This is a genomic window from Ruegeria lacuscaerulensis, from assembly GCF_013034685.1.
Lineage (GTDB): Bacteria > Pseudomonadota > Alphaproteobacteria > Rhodobacterales > Rhodobacteraceae > Ruegeria > Ruegeria lacuscaerulensis_B.
In genome coordinates this window covers 279,473-299,467 of sequence record NZ_WQGO01000005.1, presented here as the reverse complement: position 1 = coordinate 299,467, position 19,995 = coordinate 279,473, and the positions used below count along the sequence as shown (strand labels likewise).

The window sequence follows — 19,995 nt, the reverse complement described above, 5'->3', positions numbered from 1 at the left end:
GCGGAATCCATATTGACCCATGCTCTGATCTGAGGCAGTGACGCTACGATGGTTCCCGATGCTGCACGCGCGGGATGAAAAGGGAATACGGTAAGGTGCAGACCAAATCCGTAACTGCCCCCGCAACTGTAGGCGGTGAGCGACGCCAATATCCCACTGGCCGGATCAGGTCGGGAAGGGTGGCCAAGCACAGACCCGCGAGTCAGGAGACCTGCCATCTCAAACGCAACCAAACCGGGGCGGGGTGTCCTGGAAAGAGGCTCAATGTCACATCGACCCGATGTCATCAGAACCGTTCCTCTCCCTGCCCGTCTGGCATGCAGGTGGGGCGGAGCATGACGGATCATGTGGTGCTGATCTGCACGACCTGCCAAGGGGCAGAGGCGGCGCTATCGATTGCCGAGGCCCTGCGCGAGCGCCTGCCCGAGGGCTACGGCACACGGATGATCGAGTGTATGGCCGGTTGCGATCACCCACTGACCGTTGGATTTCAGGCGGGTGCGAAGGCACAATATCTGTTTGGCGAAATTCAAACCTCGGCCGATATCGACGCTTTGGCCGCTTTCGCGCGGCAATACCAAAACAGTTCCACAGGTTGGACCAAGGCAACGGATCGCCCCGAGGCGCTGTTGCACAAGACCTTGTCGCGGATGCCGCCCTTGGCGACGGGGGCCACATGAACGAACATGCGTTCCTTCAGGTCAACGGCGTCGGTTATCACGCCTATCACGGCGAAGTTCTGCTTCAGGACATCACCTTTGCGCTTCACGAAGGCGCGGTTCTGGCCATCGCCGGGCCCAACGGCGCGGGCAAGACAACGCTGATGAACCTTCTATGCGGGTCCGAGCATCCTTCGGACGGCAATGTATTGTTCAAGGGGCGAAATTTGCGCAGCATGTCGGCGACCGAGCGTGCGCGGATGATCGCTGTTGTCAGCCAGCAGGAATATCCCGACGGGCGGCTCTCCTTGCGCGAGTATGTAGCGCTGGGACAGATCCCGATCCGGGCCGACCGCTCGGCCGAGGCCCATGCCGCCGATCTTGCGCGAATTTTGGACCTGACCAGCCTGAACGATCTGGCCGACAAGCGCATGGCGGTTCTGTCGGGCGGGGAACGGCAGCGCGCCCATATCGCGCGGGCATTGGCACAAAACCCGGCACTGCTGTTTCTGGACGAGCCCACCAACCATCTGGACCCGGACGCCAAGGGGCGGATGTTGTCACTGGTGGCCGGGCTGGGGATCACAGTGGTGATGATCGTCCACGATCTGGTCATGATCCCGGAATTTGCGACGCATGTCGCGCTGATGAAATCCACCCGTCTTACCGGGTTCGGACCTGTGGCCGACGTGCTCACCACCGACCGCGTGCGTGACACGTTCGGCGTAGATTACCTGTTTTTCCAGCACGAGGGCCGCTTGATCCCGGCGCTGGACATCCGAAAAACCTCAGTTTCCAATCCTGTTAGGAGCATTTCCGAATGAAACACATATTGTCCGTGGCGCTGGTTACAGCCATGGCGGGCGGTGCCGCCGCGCATGAAGTTACCGTCGACAATTGCGGCGAACCGCTGGCGTTTGAAACCCAGCCCGAGCGTCTGGTCGTGCATGACATGAACATGACCGACATGGCCTTTGCACTGGGTCTACAAGACAAGATCGTCGGCCTGACCGGGATTACCGGCTGGTACAAAACCAGCCCCGAGTTCGACTCGCTGCGCGGCGATATCCCGGAACTGGCCCCGAAATATCCGACGGTCGAGAACCTGGTGGCCGTTGAACCCGACCTGTTCTTTGCCGGTTGGTACTACGGAATGCGGCCCGGTGGTGATGTGACACCGGAAACGCTGGCGCCCTTCGGGATCAAGACTATGATCCTGTCGGAAAGCTGCGTTCACCTGCATAAGGACCGCCCAAAGGCCAGCATGGACCTGCTGTTTGACGATGTCCTGCGTCTGGGCAAGGTCATGCATGTTGAAGACAAGGCCGAAGCGTTGGTTTCAGGCTGGAAAGACGAGCTGGCCGCGATTGAGGCGAAAACCGCCGATCTGCCAAAACCGCGCGTGTTCCTGCTGGACGGGCCCGCTGATGCGCCCTTCACCGCCGGAAAATACGCCATCCCTGATGCGATGATTGCCGCTGCGGGCGGTCAGAACGTGACCCATGACATGGATACAAGCTGGGGCCGCAGCTCTTGGGAGGCCGTGGCCGCCGCGAACCCCGAGTTCCTGGTGCTGTTGGACTATCAAACCGGAAATGGCGCGGCGGATACGTTCAAATTCCTGCAAGAGCACCCGGTGATGTCGCAAACCGATGCGGTCAAAAACGAGCGCTGGATCGGTCTGCGGTACGAAGAACTAACGCCGGGACCCGCGAACATTCAGGCGATCTCGAAAATGGCACAGGCCATGCATAAGGGCCTGAACTAATTTGGGCCGTCTGGGGCTGACACTTTTGGTGGGGGCGGTCATTCTGGCCGCCCTTCTTCTGGTTTCAACAATCTACGGAACCACATCCATCCCTCTGTCCGATACATTCGAGGCCATATTGCTGGGCACAGGCCTTGTGGATGGAGACGTGTCGCCCCTGCACCGTATCGTCTTTGACCTGCGCCTGCCCCGCGCGCTGTTTGCGGCCGTGATCGGCGCTGGTTTGGGGATTGTCGGCGTTGTCTTGCAGACAACCACGCGGAACGATCTGGCCGACCCGTTTCTGTTCGGGCTGTCTTCGGGCGCTGCAGCGGGTGCTGTGTTCGTCATCACCGTAACCGGGGACATTCTGGGGTTCTGGACCTTGCCGCTGGCGGCGTTTTGCGGAGGGCTGGTGGCCTCTGGCATCGTGCTGGCTTTGGTACACGGATTGCGGACGAGCGCGCCTGAGAAATTGATCCTAGCCGGGCTTGCGGTGTCCTTCCTGTTCTCAGCCCTAACCAATTACCTGATTTTCGCAGGCGATAACCGTGCTGCCCATTCCGTCATCTTCTGGATGCTTGGCGGTTTGGGTCTGGCGCGATGGGAAACCTTCCCGCTGGTCTGCGCCGGGCTGGCGCTTATTCTGGCCTATGCCCTCTATCGTAGCCGCTGGCTGGATGCGCTGCTGACCGGAGATGTCACGGCAACAACACTGGGCGTTCCGGTTCAGTCGCTACGGTTCAAAATGTTCTTTGTTGCAGCGCTCGCGACCGCCGTTTTTGTGTCGGTCGCCGGTGTGATCGGCTTTGTTGGCCTGATGGTTCCACATATTGCGCGCGGCATCGCTGGTCCTTTGCACAATCACCTTGTCCCGACGGCAGCCGTGGTTGGCGCGGTGCTGCTGACCGGGTCCGATATCCTCAGCCGCCTGATGCTTGCCCCGCAAGAGCTACCGGTCGGAATTGTGACGACCTCACTGGGCTCGATTTTCGTGTTCATTCTGCTGCTCAGAACGGCGAAGCCCAAAAGATAAATTGGCTTGTTTTTGTCAGTCCCGACGCTTGCCGAGCTGTCAGCGCACCTGCAACAATTTGACAAAACAGATTTTTTGCATGCATATTTTTTTAAGTTCCATGCAAAAACTGCCAAGAAATTGATCAATATCAAATCCGGCGCTAAACGAAGCCGTTAATCGGGAATAGCGACGAACAGAATCTAGCAAAGCCAGGTCTTTGAGAATGGGCCAAGTGACTACCCGGCGCGCCTTCCTGAGCGCGAGATTTCACGATGAGGACGGTGTGACAGCCAGACCTCCGGGATCGGTCGGGCCTGACTTTCTCAAGCACTGCACGAAATGCGGCGATTGCGCATCGGCTTGTCCTGAGGACGTGATTGCAATCGCTGCGGACGGCTTTCCTGTTTTTCAACCCTCAGACAATCCCTGCACTTTTTGCGGCGAATGCGCCAATGCTTGCCCAACCCCTGCTTTGGACATCGACCTTGTTTTCGACTGGCCATGGCGTGCCGCGCTGAAGCTGGACTCTTGCCTGTCGATGAATGGCGTCAGTTGCCGCCTCTGCCAGGACAATTGCGAAGAAAGCGCGATCCGGTTCTCGCTGCAAACCGGTGGTCGGGCCAAACCGACACTGGATGTAGCGGCCTGCACCGGCTGCGGGCTCTGCCCTACCGTTTGCCCGGCGGATGCCATCTCGCTGGGCCACACCCCTCAACCCAAAATGGAAGCTGTGCAATGAACATCTGCGGTTGCCTTGCCCATGTCGCGCCCGACTACGCTACGGCTGCGGCGCAATCCATGAGCGATACACCGGGTGTGGAAATCCACGCCCAGACCGAAGACGGCCGTTTCGTCGTCGTGGTCGAAGATACCCCTGAACGCCTTGCGTCCGAGACCATCATGGATCTGCACCAGATCCCCGGGGTCGTGTCTCTGACGTTGACCTATCACCATTTCGAGGACCTCGCAGAGACCCGCCCGCGTCCCGATGCCCTAAGCCAAACCACCAGCCGGAGGCTCACGCTATGACACATTCTGAATCACGCCGGACATTCCTCAAAGCCACTGCTGCCACAGCCACGGCCTCGGCCGCCGGTATTCCGCTGGCCACAGGCACGGCCGACGCTCAGGCGGCGACGCCGGATATCCGCTGGGACAAGGCCGCGTGCCGGTTCTGCGGAACGGGCTGTTCCGTTCTGGTTGGCACCAAGGAAGGTCGCGTTGTGGCCACTCAGGGCGACCCGGACGCGCCGGTGAACCGCGGCCTGAACTGTATCAAGGGCTATTTCCTATCCAAAATTATGTATGGCAAAGACCGCCTGACCACTCCGTTGCTGCGCAAGACCAATGGCGAATACGACAAAAATGGCGAGTTCGAACCGGTCAGCTGGGACGAAGCCTTTGATGTCATGGCCGCCAAGTGGAAAGAGGCGCTGGCCAAGAAAGGCCCGACCAGCGTGGGCATGTTCGGCTCGGGTCAGTGGACGGTCTGGGAAGGCTACGCCGCCGCCAAGCTGATGAAAGCCGGCTTCCGCTCGAATAATATCGACCCCAATGCCCGTCATTGCATGGCCTCGGCTGTTGTTGGCTTCATGCGCACCTTCGGCATTGATGAGCCGATGGGTTGCTATGACGATTTCGAACACGCAGACACGTTCGTTCTGTGGGGCTCGAATATGGCCGAGATGCACCCCATCCTGTGGTCGCGCCTGACAGACACGCGTCTGACCAAACCGGGCAGCGAAGTTCATGTCCTGTCAACATTTGAACATCGTTCTTTCGAATTGGCTGACAATGGCATCGTGTTCAATCCACAGACAGATCTGGCGATCCTGAACTATATCGCCAACTACATCATTCAGAATGGTGCGGTGAACGAAGACTTCGTCAAAAAGCACGTAAACATCACCAAGACGGCAACCGATATCGGTTACGGCCTGCGCGACGAAAACCAACTTCAGCAAGACGCGGAAAACCCGAACTCGGGCAAAATGGAACCCATCAGCTTCGAAGAATATGCCAAAGCTGTTGAGCCATACACTTTGGAATATGTATCTGAACTCTCAGGTGTTCCCGCTGACAAGCTTGAGAAACTTGCGAAACAATATGCGGATCCAAACCGGAAAGTCATGAGCCTTTGGACCATGGGTTTCAACCAGCATACGCGCGGTTCGTGGGTGAACTCGCTGATGTACAACGTCCACCTTTTGGTTGGCAAGATTTCCGAACCCGGCAACTCGCCCTTCTCGCTGACCGGCCAACCATCTGCCTGCGGCACCGCCCGAGAGGTTGGCACATTCGCCCACCGCCTGCCCGCGGACATGGTTGTCGCAAATGACGAGCACCGCGAGATTTGTGAAACCGCATGGAAAATTCCCGAAGGTACAATCCCGCCAAAACCGGGCTTCCACGCTGTTTTACAACATCGAATGCTGAAAGACGGTGTGCTGAACGCGTATTGGGTTCAGTGCAACAACAACATGCAAGCCGCCCCGAATATCAATGAGGAAGGGTATCCCGGTTATCGCAATCCTGAAAACTTCATCACCGTTTCAGATCCCTATCCAACCGTCACCGCAGTTTCAGCCGACCTGATCCTGCCAACGGCTATGTGGGTCGAGAAAGAAGGCGCATATGGCAACGCCGAGCGCCGCACTCAGTTCTGGCATCAACAGGTTAAAGCGCCGGGCGAGGCTAAATCCGACCTTTGGCAGCTAATGGAATTCTCGAAACGCTTCACCGTAGAAGAAGTCTGGGGCGAAGAGCTGCTGGCCAAGATGCCAGAGCATCGCGGCAAGACGATGTTCGAGGTTCTGTTCCAGAACGGGAATGTGGACAAATACCCGCTTTCTGAAACTGCCGAAGGTTTCGACAATGACGAAGCACAGCATTTTGGGTTTTACGTGCAGAAAGGATTGTTCGAAGAATACGCCGAATTCGGGCGCGGTCATGGGCACGATCTGGCACCGTTCGAAATGTACCATCAGGCACGCGGTATGCGTTGGCCGGTCGTGGACGGCAAAGAAACGCTTTATCGTTTCCGCGAAGGCTATGACCCCTATGTACCCGAAGGGGCCGACGTGAAATTCTATGGCCACAAGGACGGCAAGGCCAAAATTATCTTCGCGCCTTACGAACCTGCTGCTGAAGAGCCGGACAATGAATACGATTTGTGGCTCTGTACTGGTCGGGTTCTTGAACACTGGCATTCGGGTTCGATGACCCGCCGGGTTCCGGAATTGCACCGCGCCTTCCCGTCAGCTGTTGTTTTCATGCACCCCGACGACGCCCGGGATCGCGGTCTGCGGCGCGGTCAGGAAATTGTTTTGTCCACCCGCAGGGGCGAAGTGACCAGCCGGGTCGAAACCCGTGGGCGCAACAAGGTGCCACGTGGGCTGGTCTTCATGCCTTGGTTTGACGAGCACCAGCTGACTAACAAACTGACGTTGGATGCAACCTGCCCGCTGTCGAAGGAAACCGACTACAAGAAATGCGCCTGTAAGGTCGAGCGCGCATAAGAAACTGGCAAGGCAAAGGTAAGACCCATGTCTGGTGTTGGCTCTCCCCTCTCGCCGCAGCGGCGCCGGTTCCTGCAGGACTCGGCGCGCGCCGCTGGCGGCTGCGTGGCGGCCGGGTCCTTGTTGGCCTGGCTGGCGCGCGACGCGCGGGCTTTGCCGGCCGAGGCCTTGCGTCCCCCCGGTGCCTTGCCGGAACAAGACTTCCTGTCCGCCTGTATCCGTTGCGGTCTGTGCGTGCGGGATTGCCCATATAACACGCTAAAGCTGGCCGAGCTTGGCGTCGATGCCGTCGCCACCGGCACACCCTATTTCACCGCGCGCGACGTGCCCTGCGAGATGTGCGACGACATTCCCTGTGTCGCCGCCTGCCCCACCGGGGCGCTGAACCCTGCGCTGGACAATATCGACGACGCCGATATGGGCGTGGCCGTTCTGGTCGACCAGGAAAACTGCCTGAACTTTCAGGGCCTGCGCTGCGATGTTTGCTACCGGGTCTGCCCGGTGATTGACGAAGCGATCACGCTTGAAACCGCGCACAACACCCGTTCTGGCCACCATGCGCTGTTCATCCCCACCGTTCATGCCGATCGCTGCACCGGCTGTGGCATGTGCGAGAAAAGCTGCGTTCTGCCACAGGCAGCGATCAAGGTTCTGCCCGCCCGGCTGGCGCGCGGTTCCAGCGCCGATCACTATCGCAAAGGCTGGGAAGAGAAAGAGGCCAAGGGCGCACCAGTGGTCGAAGGCATCATCGACCTGCCTGACCGCCTACCCGGACCGGGCACCGACAATCTGGTCACGCCGGGTGGATTTGCGCCGGAATACAATTTGCCGGGGGCTCGACAATGAGTGCACGCACACATTTCCCCGTCGGCCAAGAGGCAATCGAAGCCAAAGGCTGGTTAGGTGCGCACAAATACCTGTTGCTGCGCCGAGCCTCACAGTTGCTCTTTCTGGTCCTGTTCTTGCTGGGCCCATGGTTCGGCATCTGGATCGTTCAAGGCACGCTGGCCGGGTCGCTGACCCTTGGCGTGTTGCCGCTGACCGACCCATTTGTTCTGCTGCAAAGCGTGGTTGCCGGGCACTGGCCCGAACTGACCGCCCTGATCGGAGGCCTGATTGTTCTGGTCGCCTACGCGCTGATCGGCGGGCGCGTCTATTGCTCCTGGGTCTGCCCGATCAACCCGGTAACCGATGCCGCCCATTGGCTGCACCGCAAGCTAGGCCTGCCCAAAGGCTGGCAACCCAAACGCGGTACGCGGCTGTGGATATTGGCCACGGTACTGATCGTCTCGGGTCTGTCCGGGGTCATCGCGTGGGAACTGATCAACCCGATCACCATGCTGCATCGCGGCCTGATCTTTGGCGCGGGCTTTGTCTGGGCGATGATCGTTGCAATCTTCTTCTTCGACCTGTTCGTGTCCCGTCACGGATGGTGCGGTCACCTGTGCCCGGTCGGAGCATTCTATGGCCTAATCGGCACCAAAGCGATGTTGCGTGTCAGCGCGCCCAATCGCGCAGCCTGTGACGACTGCATGGATTGCTTTGCCGTCTGCCCGGAAAACCACGTCATATCACCCGCGTTGCGCGGCAAAACCGGCACCACACCGCTGATCCTGTCACCCGACTGCACGAATTGCGGCCGCTGTATCGATGTTTGCGCGGTTGATGTTTTCAAGTTTACTCACCGGTTCGACGACCACGTCGCCGCACCTTCCGATCCCGTTCCCGCGCCCATTCAGCGCGCAGCCAGACCCACCTAAGGGAGTGCCAAGATGAACAAGCCAATCCTGACCGGCGTCACAGCCCTGATCCCCGTCATACTCCTGAGCGGGTTCGCCCTTGCCCAATCCGCGCAAGTCGAAGCCCTGCGCGGGGCCGAGGTTGATGAACCCGTTCCACTCGATCAGGTCCACCGCACTATCGAAGGGCGTATGCAGAGGAATTACCGGCAGCAACCCCCGCTGATCCCGCATTCAATCGAACAATACCAAATCGATCTGCGGACCAACCAATGCCTGTCCTGCCACGACTGGACAAAGGCGGGTGAGCGCAACGCACCCACTTTATCGATGACGCACTATCTGGACCGCGAAGGACGTGAACTGGATCAAATCGCCGGTACTCGGTACTTCTGCAACCAGTGTCATGTCCCACAGGCAGACACGCCGGCGCTTGTCGATAACGTTTTTGAACCTTCTTCCGGAAACTGATCCAACGCTTGACTGAAAGGAGCACCGAAATGGCAGACTCCCCCGAAAAACGCGGCTGGATCGGCCGCATCTGGAATGCGATCTGGACACCGACCGTTCTGTTCAGCTCGGGCTTTCTGGTGCTGGCAGGGTTTCTGGCCGGTATCCTGTTCTGGGGTGGGTTCCACTGGACCCTGGAACTGACCAATACCGAAGAGTTCTGCACCTCGTGCCACACGATGGAAACGAACCTCGGCGAATACCGCGAGACGATCCACTACAACAACCACTCGGGCGTGCGGGCTATATGTTCGGATTGCCACGTGCCGCATGAGTGGAACCACAAGATCAAAGCCAAGATCATGGCGGTCAAGGATGTCTATCACGAGCTGGCTGGCACCATCGGCACGCCCGAGAAATACGAAGAACATCGACTAAGCATGGCCACCGCCGTGTGGAAAAAGATGAAAGCTTCAGACAGTCGTGAATGCCGCAACTGTCACAACTTCGACTATATGGACTTCACCCTTCAGGAAAATCGTGCGGCGTCCGAGCATCAGCGTGCCATCGACACCGGCATGACCTGCATCGACTGCCACCAGGGGATCGCGCACAGCCTGCCACCTGGACATCTGCAGCGGTATCAGGAAATCACCGAAGAGCTGGCTGCTGATGCACCGACGCCGCTGGGTCAACAGGTGGCGGACGGAAGTGAAGAAATCCGGTCATTCCTGACCAATCGGTCCGAGTAAAAAGGAGGCAGATATGCTGGAACTTCTGGGAACAATCGGAGCCAACATAATCAGCCTGCCCGGTATATTGGGCCTGGCACTGGGTATGATGACCCGCAACCCCTTGCTTGGCGCGGTGATGGGAGGCGTTGTTGGAGTCGCTGAAACGCTAATCTTTGCGCATTGGTCATTCGCCAATTTCGGAACAGGCGAACTGCTTATCGCAGTGGTCGTCGGGATGTGCGCAGGGGCCTTGGGTTCGGCAATTCGCATCAAGGGCGCTACTGTTTGATGTTTTGACAAACAGGTTTGCCGTAGCAAACTTTGCATTGAACAGTTGAAGGCGGTGCTAAATTGGCGCCGCCTTCTCTTTTCGCGCAAAAGTTGCGCTCGACGAAAAGGGCCCACAAACATAGAAAACATCAAACAATCTGACTCATTTTAGCGGATTGTTGAAACACCAGGGCACATAGATACTTCAAAAATTGGTGTCCATTGGGGTGCAACAAGGTTCGGTTTTTGCACAAACGCGCTGAATTTTTATTTCAACGTTTTCCGACGCTTGTTGACCAGAAGATTCGATGGGCATCTTGAAGTCGCAATACGAAGACCGCTGTTGCAAAATTGCAATCTGACAAAATTTTCCAACTAAACACTTTCCACCATTTACGCCCCCAACTCGCATTGGCTACTAATGTTAACATATCGTTAACGAGTTCATCTTTCGGGGTATGCAATGAATAGTTGCGCAAAGCAGCACACGCCGGCACGTGTGGCAAGAGGCGGTCGTGTTGTGAAGTGGAAGGGCCGGGTGGCCAGTGTTGCGCCTTCGGTATTCCTGGCCTCGATAGCGGTAAGCGCATGCGCAACTGTTGCTTCTGCGGATGTTGTCATTTCTGCACCGCAGACGACCCCGGCGGACTTTCTCATCGACGAGGACATAACGATCACCGAAACCGGGGCTGTTAATCTGACCGCGGATTCTGGCCCCGCCGTGCAGATCAACACCGATTACACCAGCGTCTTTACCAATGACGGAACGATCTCCGGCCCCGCCCCCGGAGAACAACTTGGGTTCGGCCTGGAGCTAAATGGAGATCTGGGTGAAACCGGACAGGTTATCAACAACGGGTTGATCGACATTGATATCGACGCCAATGGGTCCGCGCTTGGCCTTGGTGTCCTGTTTGACGACGATCTTGCCGGAACATATCAGAACAACGGGACAATCGACGTCAATGTCAGCAGCGACAATGCCGTCGCATTGGCGATTGGAACTGTGGTCGACGGTGTTGCTCAATCAACGGCGACGATCGAAAACAACGGGGACATACTGGTACAGTCCTCGTCGGTTCCGACTGAAAACGCGGCTGCGGCCGGGTTTCTGTTCGTGAACCCCGCCGAAACAGACATCGACAATACCGGTACGATCCAAGTCACAGCCCAGACGGGCGAACAGGCCTCGGCCTTCGGCTTTCAGTTTGAAGGAAGCCTGAACGGCAATCTGACCAACTCGGGCACGATCAGCGCTACGGCCACGGACGGGGTGGACGATGTCTATGCCATCGGGGTTGAGGTGATCACCGATGTAAACGGCGACTTCAACAACACCGGCACTATCTCAGTTCTGGCCAATGGTTCAGCGGATGACGCGACTGCCTGGGGCATCCATGTCGAAGGCGACCAGAACGGTGCCCTGATCAACTCGGGCACCATCGTCGCAACGGCGCAAACGACCTCGGGCAGCGCTGATGGCGCGGCTGTCTATGTTGAGGGCAACACGGTTGGCAACATCACCAACAGCGGGACGATTGATGCACGCGGCACCGGGACGGCATCTGCCAGCGGAGCGGCTTATTATCTAGGCGGCGATTTCGACGGCGATTTCGAAAACTCGGGCACCATTCTGCTGGCCTCTGACTCCACCGCGTCCGAGGCAGAGACTTTTGGCCTGTTTGTCAGCGGACAAATGGACGGTGATTTCACCAATGGTGGCACGATCACCATAATCGCCACGGGCAGTTCCGCCGAAGCCCATGCCCTGATGGTCAATGGCGGCCTGAACGGGGAAATTCGCAACACCGGCACGCTTACGACCCAGATCAATGCCTCGTCCGAGGGATCTGGCGGCGGGTTTGTCATCCGCAACGGGCTAACCGGAAACTTTGCCAACACCGGCACGCTTCAGATCAACGTTTCAAGCGAAACCTCCGAGGCGACGGCCTTTGGCCTGCGTGTCTTTGGTGGAATGGACGGTGACGTCACTAATGACGGCACAATCACAGTCGAAGCCGAGGGCGATTTCTCGGCCTTTGCGGCGGCTGCCGATATCCGCAACACCCTGACCGGATCAATCACCAACACTGGCACTCTGCGTATTCAGGCCGAAGCGTTTTCGACCGCAACTGCCGGGGGCTATACGATCACCAACGGGATGGTTGGCAGTTTCAGCAACAGCGGTACCCTAATGGTGTCGGCCATTGGCAGCACGAACGAGGCTCGCGCCTTTGGCCTGCGCGCCTTTGGCGGGGTCGATGGGGACATCACGAACTCTGGCACGATTGCCGCTCAAACCAGTGCGGCGCAAACATCGGTGGCTACAGGCTTTATTGTCGGCGGGCCGTTTGACGGTAACTTCCTGAACACCCAGACAATTACGGCAATGGCCGAAGCCAGCACCGGGTCGGCCCGCGCCCATGCCCTGGACATCACTAGCACCTCGACAGGACAGATCGAAAACAGTGGCACACTGAACGTGCGGGCCGAAGGATCGACCAACGCCTTTGCATCCGCCATCGACATCAGCGGCGGCTTGAATGGCGACTTTGTCAATTCCGGCACCGTCCGCGCCGAAGCGGACAATCTGTCCGGTGGCTCCTCGGCCTCTGCTTTCGGGGCGTTTATTGCCAACGGCATGACCGGAAATATTGAAAACTCGGGCACGCTTACTGTTGAAACCAAAGGACAAACTCTGGGTGTCGCTGCCGGGGTTTTCGTGACCAATAATGGGTTGGACGGAGATTTCACCAACTCAGGCACAATCATGGCCAATGGATCAGCCGAAACCGGCGACGGTCGCGCCTTAGGTCTGCTTGTGAATGGCGGAATTGATGGCGTGCTGACCAACAACGGCACCCTGATTGCCGAAGCCTCGGCCCTTTCTTCGGCCCGCGCAACCGGCATTGTCGCGAATGGTGGACTGACGGGAAGTTTTGCCAATTCGGGTACGATCTCGACCATGGCGATTTCAGAAACCGATGAAGCGCTGTCGCAGGGTATTTTCACGGGCAACAGCAGCGATGCAGCCGCAAGTAATACCGGCAATGTCTCTGCGTCTGCCACCGGCGCATTGGGTGCAACGGCGCAGGCGTTGTCTCTGGGTGGGGTCTACAATGACGCAGTCACCAACTCGGGCCAGTTGACGGCAGTCGCCGCTATTGCAAACGGAACCGGTGATGCCGACGCCAGTGGTGTGATTATTGCCGATTTGCAGGGCACATTCGCCAATACTGGCGTGATCAATGTCGCTGCTTCGGGCGGCGACACGTCCGAGGCCTTTGGTCTGAACATCCAGAATTTCGACGGCGAGATTACCGAGGTTGGCTCTATCTCGGCGCGTTCGGACACAGATGATGCCTATGCCATCTTCTTGGGCTCGGGAACCGGGACGCTGAATCTGGACACTCAGGACAATGTCGACGGCTTGATCCGTGTTCAGGATCATCAGGTCAATCTGTTCGCCCAAGGCGGCAGTTCGGTGTTCTTTTTCGAAGATGCCGCGCCAGGAACAGGGGATTTCAACACGATTATCTCGGACGGCCGGTCGGGATGGTTCGTGCAGGATGAAGGTGGCCCGGCACCGGTCTATGCCGCTGTCGATCCGGCCGAAATTCTGACATCGGCCGATATCGTAGCCTATTACGGCACTCTCATCGGCAGCTCGAACGGCGCGCTGCGCTATGAGGCTGCGCAGGTCACACGGAATGCCGAAACCGGCAATGTCTCGGGCCTGAGCATTGGTGGCTTCCGTCCTTATGTGCATCTCGACGCGGCCTCACGCCGGTTCGAAAATGTGCCGGGCATTGATACGGATGTCACGGCGATCAACGGTAGCGTCGGCTTTTCGGGACAGTTGGACAATGGCACCGCGCTGGCCTTTGGGCTGGGCGTGTTCCGCACGGATGGCGACACCGACACCACCGATTTTGACACGGACGGCTTCTATATCGACGCCTCGATCGGACGTCAGATCGGCACCTATACGGTCGAGGCCGGGCTGGGCTATGGCTGGCTGTCCACCGACCGCACGCGTGAGATTTCAGGCAGCGCTGATGCGGATGCCGATTTCGACAGCACCTTGCTGACGGTCTACGCCGGTGTCGAGCGGGATTTCGAGACCACAGGCACCATCGGCCTGACCGGTTTTGGCGACCTCCGCTATACCCGGCAAGAGGATGACAGCTACACCGAAACCGGCTCATCTGCGAACGCGACCGTGGATGACGCCACGACTGACGTGATTGAGGTCCGCTTGGGTGTCGAAGCCTCCAAGGCTCTGAACACAGGCGGCGTGTTGGTCGGTCAGCTTTCCGGCGTTGTCCGGCAGGGTCTGGGCGACTCGGATGCGGATGTCACTGTCTTTGGCTCAACCCAAAGCCTCAGCTTTGCGGCCACCGACTTCTCGGGCGGGAGTGTTCTGATTGGATATGAGCATGAGTTCATCCCCAACATGCAGTTCGAGGCCAACGCCTCGCACGAGGTTGGCAGCGATGCGCAGGGACCGAATTTCCTTGCGGGCATTCGCTGGTCGTTCTGAGGAACCGATCTTAAAGAACAAGGGCCGAAGTGGTTGAACACTTCGGCCCTTGCTTTAGCGGCGGCCTTTCTTCCTGTTCATCCAGAAAGGCGGCACATCACCTGCCATGATACAGCCGTAGGGGTCGATATAATCCTCGATTTCGGCCAGATCATAGGATTTGATCTGCGCCACAACACTGTCCGCGCTTTTATAGCTGGACGGCAGTTCCGAGGCGTCCACACCACCGGCATGGAAGCGAATATCCAGACCTTCGGTTTCCGCCTTCAGCATCTCATCCGGCGTAACCGACCCCATCCGGCGCTTATGTTCGGAACGCGAGAAATTCCGCCCCGCCCCATGTGGGCTGAAGCCCAGACCGTGACCCGCATCCTTGCCGCGCACGACCAGAACCGGCTCGGACATGTTCAGCGGGATCAGGGTCAGCCCGGTCGCATCAGCGGCATAATCACCCCACGCTGGGGTTGCGCCCTTGCCGTGATAGAACAGATCGCCCCGTTTGAAGACGAAGTTATGTTCGTTCCAATACCGATCCCCGACATCGCCCACACGCGCGGCCTCAACCGTTGCCTGATGGATCGCGTTGTGGTTGGCCTTGGTCCATTTGCGGATCAGTTGCAGGGCATCCCAATAGTCGCGCCCCTCCTGCGTGTCAGCCGGAATCCAGGCGTTTTGTTTCGGCGTACCCGGCGACAGCTCCTTGCGGAAGCGATGCGCGACGGTCATGCCGTTCTTATACAGAACAGCCCCCGGCCCGCGCGAACCGTGATGGGTCACAATCGCCGTCCGCCCGGTTTTGCGCGACCGGCCGACAAACAGGAAATGGTTCCCGTCGCCTTGCGTCCCCATATGCTCCTGCGCCATACGCAGCAATTTCGGGTTGTCGAGAAACGGATTTTCACGGAACGCATCCAGCAGTTTCAGCGAGGTTGTGAAGCGCTTGCCCTGCGGCCGACCACCCGGTCCGAAATGGGTCGCTGACTGCGCCGCATCCAGCACGGCCTTTGGGTCAGCATTCCCCAGATCGGTGATCATGACCGAGCAGCAAATGTCGGCCGAATGCATCCCCGGATGGATCGCATTGCGCGCCGCCGCGACGCCGCCAACCGGGATCGTGCCGACCGGACCAGCCGGACAGGCATCGGGCATAATCGCCCCGGCCTCAATCGTCGGGGTCCGCATCAGCGCGGTCATCGTTTCGCGGACTTTCTCGACGTTGTCCTCCTCATCCGGATCGCTGGCGTCGATATTTTCGTGAAACGGCACCTCACCGGGCGCGCGCAGATCCAGCGTAGGCGGAGTCGGAAGGATCTCACCCTCCAGCTCCTGCCGGATGCGCACCAGACCGAAGCCTTCGGCCCGCATCTCATTCGCGCGCGCCAACAGGACGGGGAATTGCTTGCCAGGGCGATGCCCCCAGTCTTTCAGGTGTTCGCCCGTTACGGGATCAAATGTGTTTTCCATCATCATATTCACTCAAATTCAGGCCCCGGCGACAAGTGGGGAAGAAACAGTTCGGGAGGCCCGCCCCGCATCTGAATGGGCAGATGCGTTTGCCGTCTGGGCGCCGGCACGGAGGGGAGTTGAACCCGCTCGACCTGTCCCTGAGGTGCCATGTAGTTCCTTCGGCATTCGCCGGGGGTGTCCTTTCGTTTTGGGTCTCGACGACAAGAGTTTGGTGAAACGCCCTGCTCTACCCAACTGAGCTACCGTCCGTCCCCCGTGGGGCTCGGACGAGCGGGATTCGAACCCGCGACCTGGAGATTAACAATCTGTAGTTCCACCGGCATTCGCCGAGACATGCCTTTCGTTCGGGTCAGGCAGACAAGGGGTGATGAGACCACGCCCTGGTCAGGGCGCGGATCGGTAACAGCGATGTAGTCCCACCGGCATTCTGCCTGATGTTGTTCTGATGGCCGGGGCAGCGCACTGCCCGAGCCTTGTTTATACATCGATCTTTTCGATCTCAGCGACCCAATGATCCGGGCCGGTTTGACCGCTGGCAAATGCCGCGATCTGGTCAAAGACCGCATCCGAGAACCCGCCGACATTCAACACATCGGCACGCGTCTGCGCCTGAGTGGTCCCGTATGGGGCGATGTCAATGCAGACCAGCTTGGCCTGCGGATTGCGACGCTTGATCACCTCCCACTCCGTCAACATCGCTGTGCCCTGACCACCATTCCGGGCATCCACCCACGACTGGTTGTCAGACACGAACACCACCAGATCCGGTGCGCGGCCGCGCTTGTTCAGCCAGGCCAGTGGCGCGGAACAGTTCGTCCCGCCACCGGCCAGTGCGGCCAGACGCTCGGCATTGGTCAGGATCGTGTCGCGGGGTTCCAGACGCACATCACGCACGTCGAAATCGAACGGCAACACCTGACACCCGCGGTTCACCCGCTGGAAGGACGCTGCTACCAGCGCAGCCACATCCACGTGCCGCACGGCCGAGGTTGCCCCCGGACGATACCCGGTCACGGACCACGTCATCGAACCCGACACGTCCGGGCATACAACCACCTGCCCCGCAACCTGCGGCACGTTCTGCGCGGCGATCTCCATCGCGTCGTGCAGCGCGTCCACGATCGAGCGTGGCATATCCGGCACCACGTTTTGCGCAGCCACCATTAACTGGTACGGAAAGGCCCGTGCCTTGGCGATGGCTTTTGGGTCGCGCAGCAAAGCAGCTACGTGATCCACGTTGCGGGACACGTCGAAAACGCCGTGACGCTGGAATGTGTTCAGGTTCTGACGCACCATCTGCCACGAGCCCTTGCGCGCAATCCGCGCCCATTGGACCTGTGTCAGTTCCAGTTGCGTCAGCATCTGGAACGGCACGTCCGGCAACGGACCCTTGCCGGTTTCCCGAAACGCGATCCAATCCCTCAGGGCCTGCGGCAGCCGTGCCAGATTGCACGGCCGCCCGACGATCCAGGCAAACAGCGCCTCCCGCTCGGCCGAGGCCGGTTTCGGGTGCACCATCTTGATCACGTCCGCCAAAGACGGGTCATTCCCGATATTGGCATTCAGCAGCACCCGGTCAGAGACGGTGTTCAACCAGGTCTGGACCATCGCTTTCGGTGCCGACCCCAGAGACTTACGCCCCGTTTGACCCGACCGGGTAACCTGCACGAACGTGCGCAGCATCTTGCCGTTATCGACCACACGGGCGAAAGCCGCCCGAAACAGGACCGGATCACGCCGGGCCAAAACAGCCAACAAGACAGCAGGCATGTCCTTCATGTACCCCGACTGGCGGGCATAGATCGCAGCCTGCGCCAAGTACTTTGGCTCAACGGTCTCAGCCACATCCAGAACGTATTCCAACTCTTCCTGCGGCGACTGATAGAACATGCCGCCAAATGTTCCCGTCACGGCGACCTGCGCCAGAGCATGGGCATCTGAATATGCAAAAGCCAGCGCGCCATGGGCGTTCTTCGCAGTTGCTTTCGGCGGCAACCGGCCTTTCAACGATGCAAACACGGATTTGTTCGCCATTTTCCTATCCTCGTTTTGTCTTGAGGATGTTTTCTCATGGTCCAGCCAAAGCGCAGAGAAAAAAGTGAAAATAGTATAAGCTGTTGTTTATAATATAGTAATCGACGATTTGCGATACGCGTAAACTCGCGATATTATACTTTTGTATCTTATATTATAGAGTTGGATATATCGTGAAGAATGTGGTCATCGGGTTTCTTGGTACGCAGCTGGATATGGGCAAAAAACGGCGCTGGAAGCCGACGCCCAGCCTGACATCGCATGATCATTTTCCTGTGCATCGGCTCGAATTGTTGCACGACCGCAAGTTCAACCGGCTCGCCCATCAGGTCAAACATGAGATCGCCGAGATATCGCCCGAGACCGAGGTCTTGCTGCAACAGATGGACCTGAATGACCCCTGGGACTTCCAAGAGGTCTACGGCAAGCTGTTTGACTTTGCTCGCGCCTATGGCTTTGACGAAGATCGCGAGCAGTATCATGTGCACCTGACCACCGGGACGCATGTGGCGCAAATCTGCTGGTTCCTACTGACAGAAAGTCGCCATGTCCCGGCGCGGCTGATCCAAACCGGCCCGCCCGGCCCGGAGGATCCAACCCCGAAATTCGATGTCATTGACTTGGACCTGAGCCGATACAATGCCCTTCAGCAACGGTTCGACCAGCTTTCGCGTGAATATAGCGATCAGTTAAAAGGCGGGATCGAAACACGAAACGCGCAATATAACACCTTGATCGACCGGATTGAGTTGGTTGCGAGCAATTCCGACGATCCGATCCTGCTGCTGGGTGAGACCGGGACCGGCAAGACGGAATTGGCTCAGCGGATTTACAACCTCAAACTGGATCGGCGCAGGGTCAAGGGACGACTAGTCCATGTCAATTGTGCCACGCTCAACGGCCCCGATGCGCTGGCCACCCTGTTCGGCCAGCGACGCAGCTATCTGGGGCAGGCCGGGACCGAACGTGGCGGGCTGCTGCGTGAAGCAGATGGCGGCGTCCTGTTTCTGGACGAAGTTGATGAATTAGGCTGGTCCGAGCAATCCATCTTGCTCAGCGCGATCGAGACCGGACGGTTTTACCCACTTGGATCGGATCACGAGGTGTCCAGCCGGTTTCAGGTCATCGCAGGTGCCAGCCACGATCTGCGCGCGTTGACGGCCGAGGGACGTTTTCGCCCTGACTTGCTTGCCCGCCTGAGCATGTGGAACTTCAGATTGCCCGCCCTGCGCGACCGGCGTGAGGATATCGAGGCCAACCTTCACTATGAACTCGCACGGTCGGAGCGCAGCCTAGGCATTCAGGTCGGCTTCAACATCGACGCGCGCGAGAAGTTCATACAGTTCGCCACCAACCCGTCGACCCATTGGCCGGGCAATTTCCGCGACTTCAGCGGATTGGTGAAACGCCTCTGCACACTGGCCCCGCGGGGCCGGATCACCCGAACAATGGTCGAGGATGAGACAGCCGCGCTGCAACAAGATTGGGCATCCTCGACCTCAGACAGCGACGAGACGCTGGTGCGCGGTATTTTGGGATCAGCCACGCGTGACATTGATCCTTTCGACCTGGTGCAATTGGCGAATGTCATCCGAACATGTCAACGCACGCCCAATCTCAGCGCGGCGGGTCGGGCGTTGTTTTCGGTCTCACGGGAAAAGCGCAGCACGCAGAACGATGCGGATAGGCTGCGTAAATACCTGCAGAAATTCAACCTCGACTGGCACAAACTAACCGTCCCCAGCCAATAATCAGCCAGTATTTTTTCGCTGGAGCAATCACGGAACGGTGAGAGATTTCTAAATTGGAAAAAAAA

Annotated in this window: 16 protein-coding genes and 1 riboswitch; of the genes, 14 read left to right on the top strand and 2 right to left on the bottom strand. The window is 58.5% G+C overall.

The window, feature by feature from the left end; translation table 11 throughout:
• Positions 1–33 precede the first annotated feature (33 nt).
• Positions 34–233: riboswitch (cobalamin riboswitch) on the top strand.
• A 102-nt stretch (positions 234–335) separates the two neighbouring features.
• The 13 genes from GOV80_RS14855 (at position 336) to GOV80_RS22670 (ending at position 14,678) form a co-directional block, all read left to right on the top strand.
• Complete coding sequence (locus GOV80_RS14855; RefSeq protein ID WP_170785883.1) at positions 336–680, top strand: DUF1636 family protein; 345 nt, start codon at positions 336–338, stop codon at positions 678–680.
• On the top strand, positions 677–1,483 hold the full coding sequence (locus GOV80_RS14850) for an ABC transporter ATP-binding protein (protein WP_170785881.1): 807 nt from the start codon (positions 677–679) through the stop codon (positions 1,481–1,483). Before GOV80_RS14855 ends, GOV80_RS14850 begins: the two co-directional genes overlap by 4 nt.
• A complete protein-coding gene (locus tag GOV80_RS14845) occupies positions 1,480–2,427 on the top strand; it encodes an ABC transporter substrate-binding protein (protein WP_170785879.1) in 948 nt (315 codons plus the stop codon). The genes GOV80_RS14850 and GOV80_RS14845 overlap by 4 nt, the downstream gene beginning before the upstream one ends.
• Before the next feature lies 1 nt (position 2,428).
• On the top strand, positions 2,429–3,442 hold the full coding sequence (locus GOV80_RS14840; protein WP_170785877.1) for a FecCD family ABC transporter permease: 1,014 nt from the start codon (positions 2,429–2,431) through the stop codon (positions 3,440–3,442).
• 205 nt (positions 3,443–3,647) lie between these two features.
• Positions 3,648–4,163, top strand: a complete 516-nt coding sequence (locus GOV80_RS14835) for a ferredoxin-type protein NapF (protein WP_170785874.1) — start codon at positions 3,648–3,650, stop codon at positions 4,161–4,163.
• Complete coding sequence (locus GOV80_RS14830; RefSeq protein WP_170773436.1) at positions 4,160–4,453, top strand: chaperone NapD; 294 nt, start codon at positions 4,160–4,162, stop codon at positions 4,451–4,453. The genes GOV80_RS14835 and GOV80_RS14830 overlap by 4 nt, the downstream gene beginning before the upstream one ends.
• Positions 4,450–6,942: a nitrate reductase catalytic subunit NapA gene (napA, locus tag GOV80_RS14825; RefSeq protein WP_170785872.1), complete on the top strand. Its 2,493-nt coding sequence runs from the start codon at positions 4,450–4,452 to the stop codon at positions 6,940–6,942. Before GOV80_RS14830 ends, napA begins: the two co-directional genes overlap by 4 nt.
• 27 nt (positions 6,943–6,969) lie before the next feature.
• Positions 6,970–7,788 (top strand): ferredoxin-type protein NapG, encoded by an 819-nt coding sequence (gene napG / locus GOV80_RS14820; RefSeq protein WP_170785870.1) that lies wholly within the window; start codon positions 6,970–6,972, stop codon positions 7,786–7,788.
• A complete protein-coding gene (gene napH, locus GOV80_RS14815; RefSeq protein WP_170785868.1) occupies positions 7,785–8,702 on the top strand; it encodes a quinol dehydrogenase ferredoxin subunit NapH in 918 nt (305 codons plus the stop codon). Before napG ends, napH begins: the two co-directional genes overlap by 4 nt.
• Positions 8,703–8,714: 12 nt before the next feature.
• Positions 8,715–9,152, top strand: a complete 438-nt coding sequence (locus GOV80_RS14810; RefSeq protein WP_170773428.1) for a nitrate reductase cytochrome c-type subunit — start codon at positions 8,715–8,717, stop codon at positions 9,150–9,152.
• Between the two features lie 29 nt (positions 9,153–9,181).
• The gene (locus tag GOV80_RS14805; protein WP_170773426.1) at positions 9,182–9,883 is read left to right on the top strand and encodes a NapC/NirT family cytochrome c; all 702 of its coding nucleotides are present in this window, start codon (positions 9,182–9,184) and stop codon (positions 9,881–9,883) included.
• 13 nt (positions 9,884–9,896) lie between these two features.
• Positions 9,897–10,154, top strand: a complete 258-nt coding sequence (locus tag GOV80_RS14800; protein ID WP_170773424.1) for a hypothetical protein — start codon at positions 9,897–9,899, stop codon at positions 10,152–10,154.
• A 501-nt stretch (positions 10,155–10,655) separates the two neighbouring features.
• Positions 10,656–14,678, top strand: a complete 4,023-nt coding sequence (locus GOV80_RS22670; RefSeq protein WP_170785866.1) for an autotransporter domain-containing protein — start codon at positions 10,656–10,658, stop codon at positions 14,676–14,678.
• A 54-nt stretch (positions 14,679–14,732) separates the two neighbouring features.
• On the opposite strand, the gene GOV80_RS14790 is transcribed toward GOV80_RS22670, so the two are convergent.
• The gene (locus GOV80_RS14790; protein WP_237215861.1) at positions 14,733–16,142 is read right to left on the bottom strand and encodes an RtcB family protein; all 1,410 of its coding nucleotides are present in this window, start codon (positions 16,140–16,142) and stop codon (positions 14,733–14,735) included.
• A 480-nt stretch (positions 16,143–16,622) separates the two neighbouring features.
• Positions 16,623–18,179 (bottom strand): vWA domain-containing protein, encoded by a 1,557-nt coding sequence (locus tag GOV80_RS14785; RefSeq protein ID WP_170785861.1) that lies wholly within the window; start codon positions 18,177–18,179, stop codon positions 16,623–16,625.
• Between the two features lie 173 nt (positions 18,180–18,352).
• Between GOV80_RS14785 and rtcR the strand changes: the two genes are divergently transcribed.
• Positions 18,353–19,930: an RNA repair transcriptional activator RtcR gene (gene rtcR / locus GOV80_RS14780; RefSeq protein ID WP_170785859.1), complete on the top strand. Its 1,578-nt coding sequence runs from the start codon at positions 18,353–18,355 to the stop codon at positions 19,928–19,930.
• Positions 19,931–19,995: the final 65 nt, after the last annotated feature.